This window comes from Flavobacterium sp. 140616W15 (assembly GCF_003668995.1).
Classification (GTDB): domain Bacteria; phylum Bacteroidota; class Bacteroidia; order Flavobacteriales; family Flavobacteriaceae; genus Flavobacterium.
The window spans coordinates 1,491,319-1,508,802 of the sequence record NZ_CP033068.1; the positions used below are offsets into that span (position 1 = coordinate 1,491,319).

Sequence of the window (17,484 nt, forward strand, 5' to 3'; positions counted from 1 at the left end):
TAGTGCCTGAAAACATTGATATAGATGAATTATTAAACAATTATTTTATTATCTATACTAGATGAAAGGCAATAATCTTATATTCTGTATCTTAAGATATCTTCTCTAATTTTTTGAGAATAGTAGCAGCATTATTAATTTAATTGGAGAATAAAAGACGGAACTAATTCTGTCTCTTATTAGGTATTACTCCACTTAACTATCTCCTCGTTTGTAGTTAAGTGAAAGTAATATGCATCTATATCCATATTATCTTAATAAGTGCTTACTAATTCAAAATATTATATAAAAATAGAGATACAGCGCAAACTTCAACTTAGGTTGAAATCCCATTAATTATCCAATTTTTTTCATTGCGGTCATTGATTCTCTTAACCAGGCTCCTACTTCTTCGATAGGGTGTTGACGAATAGTTTTGTTTACTGCAATAAGTACCGCATTGTCTACTCCGTTTGAAGTTGAAAATGGTTTTCCGATTACATTTGTATCAACAGTTTTCATAAAATCGGTCAATAATGGTTTGCAAGCGTGATCAAATAAATAACAACCATATTCGGCAGTATCCGATATAATTCTATTCATTTCGTATAATTTCTTTCTTGCTACTGTATTTGCAATCAAAGGCAATTCGTGTAATGATTCGTAATATGCTGATTCTTCAATAATACCCGCTTCTGTCATTGTTTCAAAAGCCAATTCTACACCCGCTTTAACCATTGCAATCATTAATACTCCATTGTCGAAATATTCTTGTTCTGAAATAGGAGCTTCTGTTGGGGCAGTTTTTTCGAAGTTTGTTTCTCCTGTTGCTGCTCTCCAAGTCAATAAATTAACATCGTCATTTGCCCAGTCAATCATCATGTTTCTAGAGAATTCTCCAGACATAATATCGTCTTGGTGTTTTTGAAATAATGGACGCATAATGTCTTTTAATTCATCTGCAATTTCATAAGCTTCAATTTTTGCAGGATTTGAAAGACGATCCATCATATTGGTGATTCCACCATGTTTTAAAGCTTCGGTGATAGTTTCCCATCCGTATTGGATTAATTTTGAAGCGTATCCTGGCTCGATTCCTTTTTCGACCATTTTGTCAAAACATAAGATTGATCCAGTTTGTAACATTCCACAAAGAATAGTTTGTTCTCCCATTAAATCCGATTTTACTTCGGCAACAAATGATGATTTTAAAACTCCTGCTTTATGTCCTCCAGTTGCTACAGCGTATGCTTTGGCTTGATCTAATCCTAAATTATTAGGGTCATTTTCTGGGTGAACTGCAATTAGTGTTGGTACACCAAATCCTCTTTTGTATTCTTCACGAACCTCAGAACCCGGGCATTTAGGAGCACACATAATTACAGTAATGTCTTTACGAATTTGCATTCCTTCTTCCACGATATTAAAACCATGAGAGTATGCTAGTGTCGAACCATTTTTCATTAATGGCATAATTGCTGTAACTACAGCTGTATGTTGTTTATCTGGAGTAAGGTTACATACTAAATCAGCTGTTGGAATTAATTCTTCATAAGTACCTACTTTGAAACCATTTTCAGCAGCGTTTTTATAAGAAGCTCTTTTTTCTGTAATTGCATCTGGGCGTAAAGCATAAGAAATATCAAGTCCTGAATCTCTCATGTTTAAACCTTGGTTTAAGCCTTGGGCTCCACAACCTACGATAACTACTTTTTTTCCTTTTAAAGCAGCAATTCCATCAGCGAATTCTGATTGTTCCATGAATTCGCATACGCCTAATTGTTCTAGTTGTAATCTTAGTGGTAATGTGTTAAAATAATTTGCCATTTTTTTTAAAAAATATTTAATGAATGTGAAATTTAATAATTGTATAAGTTAGTTGGTATTGAAAACTGAAACCGATTATAGTTTTAGTGATTCTAGTAATGTGGATACTTCCATTTTTTCTTTAGAAACCGAAATTCTTCCTGAGCGTACAAACTGCATGATTCCGTATGGTTTCAGCTTAGCGTGTACTTCTTCAATTTCTGAACGTCTTCCTGATTTTGAAATCACAAAGAAATCGCGTGAAACGGTTACAATTGTAGATTGGCTTTCTTTGATGATATTCTGAATTTGTTTTTCATCAAATAACAAATTTGAATGGATCTTGAATAAAGCATTTTCTAAATAAATGGTTTCTTCATCTGTATGATAAAAAGCTTTTATTACCTCGATTTGTTTTTCTATTTGTCCAACAATATTTTTAACCCATTTTTCTGTTGTTTCTACAACTATAATGAATCTTGAAACATTGTCTATTTCTGATTCTGAAACATTTAGGCTTAATATGTTAATGTGACGCTTTAAGAATATTCCGGATATTCTATTTAACAAGCCCACATTATTTTCTGAGTATACCGAAATGGTAAATGTTCTGTTTTCCATGTTGTCTTTTAGTTTTTTTTTGTTTCATATTTCACGTTCCAAATTGCAACCTGAAACTAAACCTGAAACTTTAAACTTCTTTATTTAGCTTAATCTGATGTCAGAAACACATGCTCCTGTTGGAATCATTGGGAATACATTATTTTCTTTTTCAACCATAACTTCTAAGAAATAGGCATCTTTTGAAGCCATCATTTCTGCTACGGCCGCATCTAAATCTTCTCGTTTTGTTACTTTTTTTGCTTGGATATAATATCCTTCAGCAATAGCAACAAAGTTTGGATTAATCATTTCTGTTGAAGCATATCTGTTGTCAAAAAATAATTCTTGCCACTGACGTACCATTCCTAAAAACTCATTGTTAAGTACTACAATTTTTACTGGTACTTTGGTCTGAAAAATGGTTCCTAATTCCTGAATAGTCATTTGGAATCCTCCATCTCCAATAATAGCAACAACTTCACGATCAGGTCTTCCCATTTTTGCTCCAATTGCAGCAGGTAATGCAAATCCCATTGTTCCTAATCCTCCAGAAGTAACATTACTCTTGGTTGTGTTGAATTTTGCATAACGGCAAGCAAACATTTGGTGTTGACCAACATCTGAAACAATTATTGCATCTCCTTTAGAGTGTTTGTTAATCATTTCCATGGCTTCACCCATCGAAATACCTTTATTATTTGTTGGATTTAATTCTTCTTTTATAACCGAATCAAATTCGATTTGATGTTTTTCTTTGAAGATATTGTGCCAACCTTCATGTTTGTTATTGTCGATTAACGGAAGTAATGCATCCAGAGCTTCTCTTACATCTCCTAAAATGGCTACTTCTGTCTTAACATTTTTATCTATTTCGGCTGGATCAATGTCAAAATGAATCACTTTTGCTTGTTTAGCATACGTGGCTAAATTTCCGGTAACACGATCATCAAAACGCATTCCTAATGCAATTAATACATCGCATTCATTAGTTAGTAAGTTTGGACCGTAATTACCATGCATTCCTAACATTCCCACGTTTAATGGATGGTCTGTGGGTAAAGCTGAAAGCCCTAATATTGTCCAACCCGCTGGGATTCCTGTTTTTTCAATTAATGCTTTTAATTGTTCTTCGGCTTGACCAAGAATAATTCCTTGACCAAAAACGATAAAAGGCTTTTTGGCTTTATTGATTAATTCAGCTGCTTCTGCAACTTTATCAAGTTTTAATTTAGGAACTGGATTATAACTTCTTATTCCAGTACATTTTTTATAGCTAAATTCGAATTCATCAAATTGCGCATTCTTTGTTATATCGATTAAAACTGGACCTGGACGACCTGATTTTGCAATATAAAATGCTTTTGCTATAATTTCAGGAATTTCTGAAGCTTCGGTAACTTGGTAATTCCATTTGGTTACTGGAGTTGAAATTCCGATAATATCTGTTTCCTGAAAAGCATCTGATCCTAATAAGTGTTTGCCTACTTGCCCTGTGATGCAAACCATTGGTGTGGAATCAATTTGAGCATCGGCAATTCCTGTTACCAAATTTGTTGCTCCTGGGCCAGATGTTGCAATTGCGATTCCGACTTTCCCTGTTGCTCTTGCATATCCTTGCGCTGCATGTGTTGCTCCTTGCTCATGGCGTACAAGAACGTGGTGTAATTGATCTTTAAATTTATATAATTCGTCGTAAACTGGCATGATTGCTCCTCCCGGATATCCATAAACCAAGTCTACTCCTTCTTCTAATAAGCATCTGATAACAGCTTCTGCACCTGATATTTTCATAGTATATTGTTTTTTTCAATGTCAATGTCAAAAATCAATTTCAAAATTTAATCACAATGTCAAAAATCAAATTCAATGATAACTTATAAATTGATTTTTACTATTTTATTGCTTTTAATTTTTTGTTATTGTATCGTCATTGCTATTGATTTTTGAAATTGTTATTGTAAAATTATTTATCGGTAACGCAACCTGTAGAAGCGCTTGACACCGATCTTGCATATTTAAGTAATACTCCTTTTGATGCTTTTAAAGCTGGCTGAATCCAGTTGGCTTTTCTTTCGTCAAATTCTGCGTCAGATATTTTCAGGTTGATTGTATTTTTAATAGCATCAATGGTAATTAAATCTCCATCTTGTACTAAAGCTATACCACCACCATCATAAGCTTCTGGTGTTATGTGTCCTACCACAAACCCATGTGAACCTCCAGAGAACCTGCCATCTGTGATAAGAGCAACGCTACTTCCTAATCCAGCTCCTATAATAGCCGATGTAGGTTTTAGCATTTCAGGCATCCCCGGACCACCTTTTGGCCCACAATACCTGATGACGACTACATCTCCTGGTTTTACTTTTCCGGCTTGAATACCTGGAATAACATCAAATTCGCTTTCGAAAACGACTGCTGTTCCTTCAAAATATTCCCCTTCTTTTCCACTAATTTTGGCAACCGCTCCTTCTGAAGCTAGATTTCCGTATAATATCTGGATGTTTCCAGTTGGTTTTAATGCCTTTTGAATTTCAAAAATTACTTCTTGTCCATCATTTAAATCTGGTACAGAAGCTAAATTTTCGGCTACTGTTTTTCCTGTTACGGTTAAACAATCTCCGTGTATGAATCCTTCTTTTAATAAATATTTCATTACTGCTGGTACTCCTCCTACATCATGTAAATCTTCCATCATGTATTTTCCACTTGGCTTTAAATCTGCAAGAACTGGTGTTTTATCACTAATTCTTTGGAAATCTGCCAACGTAATTTCAACATCAACTGAATGTGCCATTGCAATTAAGTGCATTACTGCATTTGTAGAACCTCCTAAAACAGCTACGAGTGTAATAGCATTTTCAAAAGCCTTATGAGTCATAATGTCTCTTGGCTTAATATCTTTTTCTAATAATACTCTAATTGCTTTTCCTGCGTCAAGACATTCTTGTTTTTTTTCATTGCTTAATGCGGGATATGAAGAACTAAATGGTAAACTCATTCCTAATGCTTCAATTGCCGATGACATAGTGTTGGCTGTGTACATTCCGCCACATGCCCCAGCTCCTGGGCAAGCATTTTGAATTACTCCTTTAAAATCTTCATCTGTAATCGTATTTTGGAATTTTTTTCCTAAAGCTTCAAAAGCTGAAACAATATTTAGTGATTCTCCTTTCCATTTTCCTGAATGAATCGATCCTCCATAAACCATAAGTGCTGGGCGATTTACTCTTCCCATAGCAATTAAAGCACCTGGCATATTTTTATCGCAACCAGGAATAGCAATTAAACTATCATACCATTGTGCTCCCATAACAGTTTCAATAGAATCGGCAATAACATCACGTGAAACCAATGAAAAACGCATCCCGTCAGTACCGTTTGAGATTCCATCACTTACACCAACAGTGTTAAAAATCAATCCGACTAAATCAGCATTTCCTACTCCTTTTTTGACATCTTTAGCCAAATCGTTCAGGTGCATGTTACATGTGTTTCCCTCATAACCCATGCTTACAATCCCAACTTGTGCCTTTTTTAAATCTTCTTCAGTTAAACCAATTCCATATAACATTGCTTGTGCTGCTGGTTGTGTTTGGTCTTGAGTAATGACTTTGCTGTACTTATTTAATTCCATTATGTGTTTTTTGTATTTTCGTTTTTTTAATTTTTATTCAAAAAAAAACCTTCCAATATTTGGAAGGTTTATAATATTATTTTTCAATTATATTTATACCATTCCCCTATGTATATGTGATTACCACATTGACATTAATGACAGAAATAATAATAATTGAAATTCTCATGTTTATTTTTTAGATGTGTCAAATGTATAAAAACTAAAACTACTAAAAAAATAAAATCTCAACATTTCAACTTCTTCTTGTGATTAATATCATGATTTTAACAAAATACATTAAACAATCGTAGACTGTCCGATATGTACGTTATCATTATTGAAATAAAGCAAGTCATCTTTGCTTAAAATAAAATTTGAAATGAATTCACCTACTTCGTTTGTTCCAAATTTTGAATCTGATTTTAAATCAATTGTTACTACTTGATATTCAATTGCTTTCTCTACTGCTTCGTAAACTTTATTTGCTTCTTTAAAAAGTCCAAAATGTTCTAATAACATGGCTGCCGATAGTATTGATGCTATAGGATTAGCGATGTTTTTCCCTTTTGCTTGCGGATAGGATCCGTGAATTGGTTCAAAAAGCGCATTTTTCCCTCCTAATGATGCTGATGCTAATAATCCGATTGAACCTGTAATAACACTTGCCTCATCTGATAAGATATCTCCGAATAAGTTTTCTGTCAAAATAACATCAAACTGTCTTGGATTAAGAATGATTTGCATTGCGGCATTATCTACAAATAAAAAGTCTAAAGTTACATCTGGGTAATCCTCACTTACCGTTTTTACAACTTTTCTCCACAATCTTGAAGTTTCTAATACATTGGCTTTATCAACCATTGTTACTTTTTTACGACGATTTTGTGCGGCTTTAAAAGCTAAATGTGTAATTCTTGTAATCTCTTCTTCTGAGTATTCACATAAATCTGAGGCTTGTGTTCCTGCTTCGTTTAGTTTTTTCTCACCAAAATAGGCTCCTCCTGTTAATTCTCTGAAAATAGTAAAATCAGCACCTTCGATAATTTCTCTTTTTAAAGGAGATGCATCTAATAATGCTTTGTATGGCTTTATTGGACGAATATTTGCAAATAAACCAAGTTCTTTGCGCAGTTTTAATAGTCCTTGCTCCGGACGAACTTTTGCATTTGGATTGTTATCATATTTAGGATCTCCGATTGCACCAAATAGTACAGCATCAGTATTCAGGCAAAGGTTTAAAGTTTGCTCTGGTAATGGATTTCCTGTTTTGTCGATTGCAATTGCTCCCATGAGTGCATCTTCAAAAACAAATTCATGATTGTATACCTCGCCTATAGCGTATAATGCTTTTTTTGCTTGTAATATTACCTCTGGTCCGATTCCGTCACCCGATAAAACTGCTATTTTCAAATTCATAATGCCTCGTTCTTTATGTATTTAAATCTTAATTTATTTTTTATAATTAGCTTCTAACTAATTCACTTTCTATTTTACAAGCTTCTATGATTTGATGAATATCTTCATCTAAAACTTCTTTTTTAATATCTGCAAATCTTAAAAACTCGACATATACAATGTCTAATTGCACTTTGGTAAGTTCGTAGCCTACTTTCTTAGCGCGATATGCTAATGCCGCTCTTCCGCTTCTTGCTGTAAGTATAATCGAAGATTCATTTACTCCTACATCTAGTGGATCCATGATTTCGTATGTTGCTCTGTTTTTTATTACGCCATCTTGGTGAATTCCTGAACTGTGTGCAAAAGCATTTGCTCCTACTATGGCTTTATTTGGTTGTACAATCATTCCCATACTTTCAGATACTAAACGGCTCATTTCGTTTAACTGTCTTGTATTAATATTGGTATCTAGATTTAAGTAAGGATGTTGTTTAAATATCATCACTACTTCTTCTAGCGCTGTATTTCCGGCTCTTTCTCCAATACCATTAATCGTACATTCGATTTGTCTTGCTCCATTTATAGCTCCTGCAATTGAATTTGCTGTTGCCATTCCTAAATCATTATGACAATGGCATGAAAGAATTACATTTTCAATACCTTTTACGTTTTCTTTTAAATATTTAATTTTTGCTCCATATTCCTCTGGCAAGCAATATCCTGTTGTATCTGGAATATTAAGCACAGTAGCACCTGATTTTATTACTTCTTCACAAACTTTTGCAAGGAATGCATTATCAGTTCTACCAGCATCTTCGGCATAAAATTCTACATCTTCTACATATGATTTGGCGTGTGATACGGCAAATTTTGCTCTTGCTATAATATCTTCTCTGGTTGTGTTTAGTTTATGGAGGATGTGAGATTCAGAAGTTCCGATTCCTGTATGGATTCTTGGTTTTTTTGCATGTTTTAATGCTGCAGCTGCAACATCTATATCATTTTTTACTGCTCTTGTAAGACCACAGACGGTGGCGTTCTCTACAATTTTGCAAATCTCAGAGACTGATAAAAAATCTCCTGGACTAGACACAGGAAAACCAGCTTCAATGATATCAACTCCCATTTCATCCAGGCGCTTTGCTATCACTAACTTTTGTTTTGTATCTAACTTACATCCTGGGACTTGTTCGCCATCTCTTAAGGTGGTGTCAAAAATTTGAACTTTCTCTCTATTCATTTTAATATATTTAATGTAATTTCACATCCTGATAACAAACATATATTGTATTACTTTAGTATGAAATTCATTATAATGAAAATATACTGTTCATAACACAATTTAAAAGTTATTAACTACCTGAATATCAATAAATTACATTATTATATTTTACAATGGCTAACCATCAAAAAGATTTTTTATTTGTATTAATAAAATCCCTTTCCAAATCAGAAAAGAGACAATTTAAGATTTTTGCTAGTCGATTAGAGACGAGCTCAAATACAAAATTTATCGAGCTTTTTAATATTTTAGACAAATCTGAAGTCTATGATGAGAAGCTTATTTTGAAAAGTGGAATTATTAAAAAAGTACAATTATCTAATCTGAAATCGTATCTATACAAACAGATTTTGGTTAGTATTCGCCTGAATATTCCTAGTCAAAACATTCGTTATCAACTACGTGAGCAAATTGATTTTGCTGCTATCCTATATAATAAAGGTTTGTATAAACAGAGCTTGAAGATTTTGGATAAAACCAAAATACAAGCAATGGAGAACGACGAAAAATATATGGCGTATGAAATTGTTGAATTTGAGAAATTAATCGAGTCTCAGTACATTACGCGAAGTATTCAAGGACGTGCAGACGAATTAGTAATTCAGGCCAAAGAATTAAATTATCGCAATACAATTTCTAGTAAGCTTTCTAATCTGTCTCTACAGTTATATGGTATAATGCTAAAAACTGGTTATGTAAAGAGTGATGAAGAATATAAATATATTGATGATTACTTTAACAAACATATTGCCAAATTAGACGAAAGTAAGTTTGGTTTCCGTGAAAAATATTGGTTTTATAATGCCAATTTATGGCGTAGTTTCTTGGTTCAGGATTTTTTAGCTAGCTATAAATATTCTTATAAATGGGTTACCTTATTTTATGATAATCCAAATATGATTTATCTGAATCCTGTATTCTTTTTAAAAGGGAATAATTATTTCTTGGAGTCACTTTATATGTTAAAGTACAAATCGAATTTCAAGAAGTATTTGACTTTATTAGAAGAAACTATTAATGATCCCCGTTTTCCAGTTAATGATAATGTTGCTTCATTGTCGTTCTTATATCTGTATAACAATAAACTAAACTATCATATTCTTGATGCATCTTTTGCTGAAAGTGAATATTTGATTCCTGAAATTTTAGATAAAATAAAGTTGCATAATGAGCATCTTGATGAGCATCACGAAATGTTGTTCTTTTATAAAATTGCTTGTATTTATTTTGGTAATGAGAAGTATAATGAGTCTATATTTTATTTAGAGAAAATTATAAATAATAAAAATCTTTCGATGCGTGAAGACTTAATGTGTTTCTCCCGAATATTGTGTCTTATTGTTCATTACGAATTAGGAAAAGATTATTATTTAGAGAATCAATTGAAAAACACGTATAAGTTTTTATTGAAAATGAATGACTTACACGAAGTGCAGAAAGAAATTATTAAGTTCTTAAAGAATCTAAATAATTTCTATCCTAATGATATCAAGAAGGAATTTATAAAGATGCGTGAGCGTTTTATTGAGCTAGAAAAAAATACTTATGAAAAAAGAGCTTTTTTATATTTGGATATTATTTCATGGCTTGAAAGCAAAATTGAGAATCGAAAAATTGCTGATATTATGAAGGAAAAAGCGAAGCTTATTAATAGGTAGTTTTTTTAGGTTCTAAGAAACTAAGTTTCTGAGGTACTAAGAGCTGAGACGGATTTTCTTAGCTTAAAAAAACAAGTTTTTTAGTTTGTTTTTCTTATACATATTAAAAAGAAAGACTTCCTTATGGAAGTCTTTCTTGTATATTTTATTATCTGCAATAACAGCATGTTGATGTTCCCTGTAAGCAAACATCACCTCTTCCTGGTGTATTAGATAGTACTCCTCCTGCTTCTCCACACAATCTATCGCATAAGCCGATTGTTGGATTTACATATGGGAGTTTTACACCTCCGAAAATAAGTTTTTGAGCAGCATTAGTAATAATTTCAATGTTTTTTAGGTTTTTTAAATTTTTCATAATTGTAATAATTTAATTTTTTCCTACTCTTTAGCTTTTCGGATTACGCTTTTTAGTTTGTTAATAATTAAACTTTTATGGTTTAATTTGGTACTGTCTAAATTAAAAAAAATATTTTTATAAATTACTTGTTTTTAAATATTTGTAAGAATAGCTTGTTTATATCTTTAAAATCTTGTGTTTTAATTATAGTAAATAAAAAAGGCTTCCACTATTGGGAAGCCTTTACTGCTTTTATTCAGAAGATGTTTTTTTAAATTTATTCTACAATATTAGAACTTGTTACATAGAAATTTTTATCTACTTCAACTGTTCGTTTATCGCTTGTTATTTTCTCCGACTTCCATTCTGTAGTTGGCTTCAGCCATATTTCTTCGCCGTTTAGTTTAACTTTAACAGGCATATCAAATTTGGCAACACAGTTGGTCCAATGATATCCAAATGTTCCATTTTTAAAGATATATTCAAAAACCGGAATTTGAGTTGTGGTTAAATACTGTGCAAAAACCCTGTTGAAATTAATGCCTGATTGTGTATTAATATAATCCTGAATTTGTTTACCTGTAACTGTTTGATGATAAAAAGTTTTGTTTAAACCTCTTAAAATTTCTCTCCATTTGGCATCATCGTTAATCACCTGACGCATTGTATGTAACATATTTGCCCCCTTTGGATACATATCGCCTGAACCTTCATTATTTACATCGTAGTTACCAATGATAGGTTTGTCATTACTAATGTTTTTTCTGCATCCAATTACATATTCTGCAACTGCATCTTTGCCATAATAATATTCAACAAAAAGGCTTTCAGAATAGTTGGTAAAACTTTCATGAATCCACATATCGGCAATATCTTTATAAGTGATATTGTTAGCAAACCATTCATGTCCTGACTCATGAATAATGATAAAGTCAAATTTTAATCCCCAGCCTGTTCCGCTTAAATCACGCCCTTTATATCCGTTTTTATAGTCGTTACCATATGTTACACTACTTTGATGCTCCATTCCTAAATAAGGCGCTTCGACTAGTTTATAGCTGTCCTCGTAAAATGGATATGGACCAAACCAATGTTCAAATGCCTTAAGCATTCTTGGCACATCTTTAAAATGTGTTTTAGCCTTCGCTAAATTTTCTCTTAAAACGTAGTAATTACAATCTAAATTCCCTTTTTCTCCTTTATATTTTTCAGAGAAGCTAACGTAATCACCTATGTTTATGTTTACGCCGTAATTGTTAATTGGGTTTGCTACATACCAATTGAAAGTTTTTGTACCGTCTTTTTCTTTTTTAATGCTTTGCAAGCGACCATTAGAAACATCTGTTAAGTGCCCAGGAACGTTTACACTTATAAGCATATTTTCAACCTCGTCATACATATGATCTTTATTTGGCCACCAAATGCTCGCTCCTAATCCTTGACATGATGAAGCGATGAAATCATTTCCATTACTATCTTTTCTCCAAGTAATACCTCCATCCCATGGCGGTCGGACAGCAACTTTAGGTTTTCCTCCAAAAAATACTTTTACTTCTTTTACTTCACCAACTTTTTGGTTTGCGATTAATTGAATAAAAAATGCATTTCCCTCTCTTTCAAATTTCAATTCTTTTCCATCTTGGACTACTTTGTAGATATCCATTGGTTTTTGCAAATCAATTTGCATTTTGTTATAATCCTGTAAAACTGTATATTTAATTGTATTTGATCCCGTAATTGTACTGTCTTTAGGATTTACTTTTACATCTAGATGGTAGTATTTTAGATCCCACCAAGCTCTTTCTTTGGTAATACTACCGCGTAAGGTATCTTGTCTTGTAAAGGTAGTTTCGGACTTATTAAGAAGTCCTTGTGCGCCTGCATAATTAAAAATAAATGCAGCGAAAAAAATAGCGCTAAAACATTTTTTCATGAATTAAAGTTTTGGGTTATCGTTAATTTTTTGGTAAAATTTTTATTTCAACAAATGTAACCAATCGAATTAAATTCAAGCTAATTTGAATTTAATTTATTGTTATCTGAAATTTCTTGTTTATTTTAGTGCGGTATAAAACTATATATTCAGTCTATGAAGTTCCCCTGTTTGTTTTATGTTGTAGTTTTTGGTATTTCTTTTACATCTTATTCGCAAATTTTTCCTATTCATAGAATAACAAATCCTATCGCGATTGATGGGGATTTATCCGATTGGAAGACTCCTTTTATCGGTCCATTTGTTATTCATAATTCTGGATTAAAAGCTACGCAAGACACGTATGTTTCTCTTTCATGGGATGATACAAACTTATACCTTGCTTATAAGAGTAAAGATTCTACAATTGTGGGATCAGCTAAAAAGAATGATACACAATTATTTAAAACAGATGATTTGGTCGAGTTATTTTTTGATCCCGATGGAGATTCTCAAAACTATATTGAGATTGGTGTGAATGCTTTTTCGAGTAATTACGATATGATTATTCATTGTGTCTCGCCTTCATGTGGCGGTTGGGATACGGATATTTCATTGGATATTTTAGGAATGAAAACCGTTAGTAAAATTACTACCGACGGTTATGATGTTGAAATTATGATTCCGTTTTCTAGTCTGACTTCTATTAAAGATTCAGGTTTTATAACTCCTGTTGTTGGTACAAAATGGAAAGGCAATCTTTTTAGGATAGATTATGGTAATAGAACTGAGTATCTTGCAATTTCCTCTTATAGTAATTTAGAATATGGATTTCATAAACCAGAACAATTTAAAACTTTTGTGTTTTTGGAGTAAATTATAAAATAGCATACAGATGACACGGATTTAAAAAGATTTGCTCTTGATTTGAGCTATATCTTTTTGTGGTGGAGTTCACCACAAAAAGATATAGCGGACTATAAAGATAAGCTCTTAAAATTTAATTATTTGAAATTTTAACTGTAAGCTTCGGAAAGTTCTCTCAATTGTTTTTTTACTGAAATTTTCCCTTTAATTCCAGCCAAAAATAAACCTAGCCCTGATAAAATAGCACCGTACATTACCATGTTTCCTCCAGTTCCGATGGTAAAAATCAATCCAAGAGTTAATAATAAAAGACCGAAAAAAAATTGTTTATTAGATCTTTTTCTAAAATCTCTCGTAGCAATCATATTGACAAAATCTACTTTTATCAGAATTAGAAATGAAAGTTTTAGATTTCTTTTTTGGATACTATTACTTGTAATAAAGTAATTTTCTTTAGAATGAATATCTGTTATATCTCCAAAATCACAACATTTCATGATGGTGTCTAATATTTTTTCAAAATTTTCAATTAACTCTTCGTCAGTCAGATGTTTATTATTGCGTTCAACTATTTCCTCAATGTTTTCTTCAAATTCCACTCTTTTTTCTGATAGATATCCGATTTGATCTATTGAAGAAAGGCTTTGAATATATTTTATTTCTATTTCATCTTCATCATCATTTATTTCAACTTCTAGCTTGTTTTCTTCTTCCTCTTTAAAAATAGTTTCGATATCAATATTTCGTGTTGTCAAAATTTCTTTAGCGACAACCAATGCATCTGGATTGTATTTACTGGCATTTTTGGTTAGCATTAAAATTAACTCTTCGTCAGAATAACTCACAAAACGTTTTCTGAATGTTTCTATATCCATAATTTATAATTTATGTAAATATTAAAAAAAAGAAAATGAATTTTAATATAAGTTCTTAAATTTTTTTTCCAATTTTATAATAACTATTTCTGACGTTTTTTTAATACATCTACCACATCGTTTAATTGAAAGCCTTTGGCTTGCAGTAATATAAGATAGTGAAAAAGTAAATCGGCACTTTCGCTCAAGAATAAATCATCATTATTGTCTTTGGCTTCAATAACTACTTCTATAGCTTCTTCTCCTACTTTTTGAGCAATTTTGTTAATGCCTAATTTGAATAGTGAAGCGACATAGCTTTTCTCTGAATCGGCTTTTTCTCTTCTTGATTTAATTGTATTTTCAAGGTTTGTTATAAAGCCATAAGTAGTTTTGTTTTCTTCTTGCCAACAGCTGTCTGCTCCTGTATGACAGGTTGGGCCTTCGGGTTGTACCTGAATTAATAAGGTATCATTATCACAGTCATTTTTGATACTTTTTAAGTGTAAAAAATTACCACTCTCCTCGCCTTTTGTCCACAATCGTTTCTTGGTACGGCTATAAAAAGTAACTTTTTGAGTTGCTATCGTTTTTTGATACGCTTCTTCGTTCATATAGCCCAACATCAATACATTTTTGGTTTCGTTATCCTGGATTATTGCTGGGATCAATCCGTCGCTGTTTTTTGAGAAATCTATATTCATAATATTTAGTCAAAAGTTATAAAGTCGAAAGTCTTAGAGAAAATTAGATTCGAATTTCTATATTGTTATTTTTAATTTGTTGTTTTAATTCTTTGATTTCAATTTCTTTAAAGTGAAAAACGCTTGCTGCTAGTGCTGCATCTGCCTTTCCTTCTTTAAAAGCATCTATAAAGTGCTGCATGTTTCCTGCTCCACCCGATGCGATTATTGGTATGTTTACTAATTCTGAGAGCTTGGCTAAGGCTTGATTTGCAAATCCGTTTTTTGTTCCATCATTATCCATCGATGTGAATAAAATTTCACCTGCTCCTCGCTCTGCAACTTCTAACGCCCAATCGAATAGGTTTAATTCTGTTGGGACTTTTCCTCCTACTAAATGTACAATCCATTGTCCGTCAATTTGTTTTGCGTCGATGGCGACTACCACGCATTGACTTCCAAATTTTTGAGCTAGATCATTAATTAACTGCGGATTTTTTACTGCAGAAGAATTTATAGAGACTTTATCGGCTCCATTATTTAGTAAAATAGCAACATCTTCTACAGATGAAATTCCACCGCCTACAGTAAATGGAATCTTAATTGTTGACGCCACTTTACGAACTAAATCTACTAAGGTTTTTCGTCTTTCTTCTGTTGCTGAAATATCTAAAAAAACCAATTCATCTGCGCCTTCATCAGAATATATTTTGGCTAGTTCTACTGGATCTCCAGCGTCACGTAAGTCTACAAAATTTACCCCTTTTACAGTTCTTCCGTTCTTTATATCAAGACAAGGAATAATTCTTTTTGCTAACATTTTTTTTAATGTGTTAATTTGAGAATTCGTCAATTAGACAATTATTTCACAGAACGTTGTAATTATCTAATTATTAAATTTTCTCATTATAAAATTTGAGAACTCGTCAATTAGACAATTATTTCACACAACGTTGTAATTATCCAATCATTAAATTTTCTCATTATAAAATTTGGGAATTCGTCAATTAGACAATTGTTTCACAGAACGTTGTAATTATCTAATTATTAAATTTTCTCATTATCTAATTATATATTGTTCAAGTTGTTTCAATGAAATCCTTCCTTCGTAAATTGCTTTCCCAATAATTGTTCCTTCACAACCCAACTCAGCTAGTTTTGGTAATTCGTCAAATGTTGAAATCCCACCAGAGGCAATAAGTTTTATTTCATTGGCTTGAGCAAGAATCTTGGTGTATAATTCAAAACTAGGGCCTTCTAGCATTCCATCTTTTGCAATATCGGTACAAATAACGTACTGAATTCCTTTTTCTTGATAATCTTGTATAAATGGGATTAGATCTTCGTTAGAATCTTCTAGCCAACCTGAAACAGCAACTTTTTCATTATTAGCATCAGCTCCAAGTATTATTTTATCAGAACCGTATTCAGCAATCCATTTTTCGAATATTTCTCTGTTTTTTACTGCAATACTTCCGCCAGTAATTTGGTTTGCACCGCTCTCGAAAGCAATCTTTAAATCGGCATCGGATTTTAATCCGCCTCCAAAATCAATTTTCAAGTTTGTTCTTGTTGCAATTTGCTCCAGAATTTTATAATTCACAATTTGGCTTGATTTTGCTCCATCTAAATCTACTAAATGCAAGTATTCTATTCCGTGTGCCTCAAATGATTTGGCTACTTCGAGTGGGTTTTCATTGTAAATAATCTTGGTGTTGTAATCTCCCTTGGATAAGCGAACACATTTCCCTTCGATAATATCTATGGCTGGTATTATTCTCATTTTATTCTAAGTCTTTAGTTTTGAAAACTTAAAGTCAGGTGACTCAGGTTATCTCTTATAATTTTAAAAAATTCTCTAATATTTGTTCTCCTATATTTCCACTTTTTTCTGGGTGAAATTGAGTTCCATAAAAATTGTTTTTTTGTAATGCCGATGCATATTCTGCACCGTAATTTGTTGTAGCAATTGCTTCTTTGCAAAGTGGTGCGTAATAGCTATGTACTAAGTACATATATTCGTTTTCGTTAATCCCAGTAAATAAAGAAGATTGCAGATTGTAAATGGTATTCCAGCCCATTTGTGGTACTTTTACTGTAGATGTAAATTTTATTATATCAACATCAAAAATTCCTAATCCAGACGTATTTCCTTCTTCTGTTGATTTACACATTAATTGCATTCCCAAGCAAATTCCCAAAACGGGTTGTTTTAGATTTGGAACCAAAGAATCTAAACCGCTTTCTACTAATTTTTCCATTGCTGAGCTTGCTTCGCCAACACCTGGAAAAATGACTTTATCTGCAGTGCTTATTTCGTTACGATTATTGCTTAAAGTAGCTTTATATCCTAATCTTTCAATTGCGAACATAATGCTCTGAATATTTCCTGCACCGTAATCTATAATTACTATTTTCATTTAATTTTTGTTTCAGGTTTAAAGTTTCAAGTTTCAAGTTACATATCGAACCTGAAACCTAAA

General features: G+C 32.3%; 15 protein-coding genes. 2 read left to right on the forward strand and 13 right to left on the reverse strand.

Annotated features, from left to right (window positions below):
- Nucleotides 1-336 precede the first annotated feature (336 nt).
- From ilvC to EAG11_RS06395, 6 genes are all read right to left on the reverse strand, one after another.
- On the reverse strand, nucleotides 337-1,806 hold the full coding sequence (gene ilvC / locus EAG11_RS06370; protein WP_129538434.1) for a ketol-acid reductoisomerase: 1,470 nt from the start codon (nucleotides 1,804-1,806) through the stop codon (nucleotides 337-339).
- A gap of 75 nt (nucleotides 1,807-1,881) precedes the next feature.
- The gene (ilvN, locus tag EAG11_RS06375; RefSeq protein ID WP_129538435.1) at nucleotides 1,882-2,406 is read right to left on the reverse strand and encodes an acetolactate synthase small subunit; all 525 of its coding nucleotides are present in this window, start codon (nucleotides 2,404-2,406) and stop codon (nucleotides 1,882-1,884) included.
- Between the two features lie 84 nt (nucleotides 2,407-2,490).
- A complete protein-coding gene (ilvB, locus tag EAG11_RS06380) occupies nucleotides 2,491-4,179 on the reverse strand; it encodes a biosynthetic-type acetolactate synthase large subunit (RefSeq protein WP_129538436.1) in 1,689 nt (562 codons plus the stop codon).
- 172 nt (nucleotides 4,180-4,351) lie between these two features.
- Nucleotides 4,352-6,025: a dihydroxy-acid dehydratase gene (gene ilvD / locus EAG11_RS06385; protein WP_129538437.1), complete on the reverse strand. Its 1,674-nt coding sequence runs from the start codon at nucleotides 6,023-6,025 to the stop codon at nucleotides 4,352-4,354.
- A 279-nt stretch (nucleotides 6,026-6,304) separates the two neighbouring features.
- Entirely contained in the window at nucleotides 6,305-7,423 is a 1,119-nt protein-coding gene (gene leuB, locus EAG11_RS06390) for a 3-isopropylmalate dehydrogenase (protein WP_129538438.1), read from the reverse strand.
- Nucleotides 7,424-7,469: 46 nt separating this feature from the next.
- A complete protein-coding gene (locus tag EAG11_RS06395) occupies nucleotides 7,470-8,645 on the reverse strand; it encodes a 2-isopropylmalate synthase (RefSeq protein ID WP_129538439.1) in 1,176 nt (391 codons plus the stop codon).
- A gap of 155 nt (nucleotides 8,646-8,800) precedes the next feature.
- Here EAG11_RS06395 and EAG11_RS06400 point away from each other — a divergent pair, with 155 nt between their 5' ends.
- A complete protein-coding gene (locus EAG11_RS06400; RefSeq protein WP_129538440.1) occupies nucleotides 8,801-10,345 on the forward strand; it encodes a hypothetical protein in 1,545 nt (514 codons plus the stop codon).
- Between the two features lie 148 nt (nucleotides 10,346-10,493).
- On the opposite strand, the gene EAG11_RS06405 is transcribed toward EAG11_RS06400, so the two are convergent.
- Together EAG11_RS06405 and EAG11_RS06410 are read right to left on the reverse strand one after the other, a co-directional pair.
- Nucleotides 10,494-10,703, reverse strand: coding sequence for a hypothetical protein (locus tag EAG11_RS06405; RefSeq protein WP_129538441.1), 210 nt, complete (start codon nucleotides 10,701-10,703; stop codon nucleotides 10,494-10,496).
- A 259-nt stretch (nucleotides 10,704-10,962) separates the two neighbouring features.
- A complete protein-coding gene (locus EAG11_RS06410) occupies nucleotides 10,963-12,618 on the reverse strand; it encodes a M1 family metallopeptidase (RefSeq protein ID WP_129538442.1) in 1,656 nt (551 codons plus the stop codon).
- A gap of 156 nt (nucleotides 12,619-12,774) precedes the next feature.
- Here EAG11_RS06410 and EAG11_RS06415 point away from each other — a divergent pair, with 156 nt between their 5' ends.
- A complete protein-coding gene (locus EAG11_RS06415; protein WP_129538443.1) occupies nucleotides 12,775-13,473 on the forward strand; it encodes a carbohydrate-binding family 9-like protein in 699 nt (232 codons plus the stop codon).
- 140 nt (nucleotides 13,474-13,613) lie between these two features.
- On the opposite strand, the gene EAG11_RS06420 is transcribed toward EAG11_RS06415, so the two are convergent.
- The 5 genes from EAG11_RS06420 to hisH all read right to left on the reverse strand — a co-directional run bounded on the left by EAG11_RS06420 (nucleotide 13,614) and on the right by hisH (nucleotide 17,421).
- Nucleotides 13,614-14,339 (reverse strand): hypothetical protein, encoded by a 726-nt coding sequence (locus EAG11_RS06420; protein WP_129538444.1) that lies wholly within the window; start codon nucleotides 14,337-14,339, stop codon nucleotides 13,614-13,616.
- Between the two features lie 83 nt (nucleotides 14,340-14,422).
- On the reverse strand, nucleotides 14,423-15,022 hold the full coding sequence (gene hisIE, locus EAG11_RS06425) for a bifunctional phosphoribosyl-AMP cyclohydrolase/phosphoribosyl-ATP diphosphatase HisIE (protein WP_129538445.1): 600 nt from the start codon (nucleotides 15,020-15,022) through the stop codon (nucleotides 14,423-14,425).
- Between the two features lie 43 nt (nucleotides 15,023-15,065).
- Nucleotides 15,066-15,821, reverse strand: a complete 756-nt coding sequence (hisF, locus tag EAG11_RS06430; protein ID WP_129538446.1) for an imidazole glycerol phosphate synthase subunit HisF — start codon at nucleotides 15,819-15,821, stop codon at nucleotides 15,066-15,068.
- Nucleotides 15,822-16,061: 240 nt separating this feature from the next.
- On the reverse strand, nucleotides 16,062-16,784 hold the full coding sequence (gene hisA, locus EAG11_RS06435) for a 1-(5-phosphoribosyl)-5-[(5-phosphoribosylamino)methylideneamino]imidazole-4-carboxamide isomerase (RefSeq protein ID WP_129538447.1): 723 nt from the start codon (nucleotides 16,782-16,784) through the stop codon (nucleotides 16,062-16,064).
- A gap of 55 nt (nucleotides 16,785-16,839) precedes the next feature.
- The gene (hisH, locus tag EAG11_RS06440) at nucleotides 16,840-17,421 is read right to left on the reverse strand and encodes an imidazole glycerol phosphate synthase subunit HisH (RefSeq protein ID WP_129538448.1); all 582 of its coding nucleotides are present in this window, start codon (nucleotides 17,419-17,421) and stop codon (nucleotides 16,840-16,842) included.
- Nucleotides 17,422-17,484 lie beyond the last annotated feature (63 nt).

What these genes read in the sequence shown, in the direction of transcription:
- ilvC (WP_129538434.1), bottom strand. Translation starts at nt 1,806, where the DNA reads ATGGCAAATTATTTTAACACATTACCACTAAGATTACAACTAGAACAA.
- ilvN (WP_129538435.1), bottom strand. Translation starts at nt 2,406, where the DNA reads ATGGAAAACAGAACATTTACCATTTCGGTATACTCAGAAAATAATGTG.
- ilvB (WP_129538436.1), bottom strand. Translation starts at nt 4,179, where the DNA reads ATGAAAATATCAGGTGCAGAAGCTGTTATCAGATGCTTATTAGAAGAA.
- ilvD (WP_129538437.1), bottom strand. Translation starts at nt 6,025, where the DNA reads ATGGAATTAAATAAGTACAGCAAAGTCATTACTCAAGACCAAACACAA.
- leuB (WP_129538438.1), bottom strand. Translation starts at nt 7,423, where the DNA reads ATGAATTTGAAAATAGCAGTTTTATCGGGTGACGGAATCGGACCAGAG.
- EAG11_RS06395 (WP_129538439.1), bottom strand. Translation starts at nt 8,645, where the DNA reads ATGAATAGAGAGAAAGTTCAAATTTTTGACACCACCTTAAGAGATGGC.
- EAG11_RS06400 (WP_129538440.1), top strand. Translation starts at nt 8,801, where the DNA reads ATGGCTAACCATCAAAAAGATTTTTTATTTGTATTAATAAAATCCCTT.
- EAG11_RS06405 (WP_129538441.1), bottom strand. Translation starts at nt 10,703, where the DNA reads ATGAAAAATTTAAAAAACCTAAAAAACATTGAAATTATTACTAATGCT.
- EAG11_RS06410 (WP_129538442.1), bottom strand. Translation starts at nt 12,618, where the DNA reads ATGAAAAAATGTTTTAGCGCTATTTTTTTCGCTGCATTTATTTTTAAT.
- EAG11_RS06415 (WP_129538443.1), top strand. Translation starts at nt 12,775, where the DNA reads ATGAAGTTCCCCTGTTTGTTTTATGTTGTAGTTTTTGGTATTTCTTTT.
- EAG11_RS06420 (WP_129538444.1), bottom strand. Translation starts at nt 14,339, where the DNA reads ATGGATATAGAAACATTCAGAAAACGTTTTGTGAGTTATTCTGACGAA.
- hisIE (WP_129538445.1), bottom strand. Translation starts at nt 15,022, where the DNA reads ATGAATATAGATTTCTCAAAAAACAGCGACGGATTGATCCCAGCAATA.
- hisF (WP_129538446.1), bottom strand. Translation starts at nt 15,821, where the DNA reads ATGTTAGCAAAAAGAATTATTCCTTGTCTTGATATAAAGAACGGAAGA.
- hisA (WP_129538447.1), bottom strand. Translation starts at nt 16,784, where the DNA reads ATGAGAATAATACCAGCCATAGATATTATCGAAGGGAAATGTGTTCGC.
- hisH (WP_129538448.1), bottom strand. Translation starts at nt 17,421, where the DNA reads ATGAAAATAGTAATTATAGATTACGGTGCAGGAAATATTCAGAGCATT.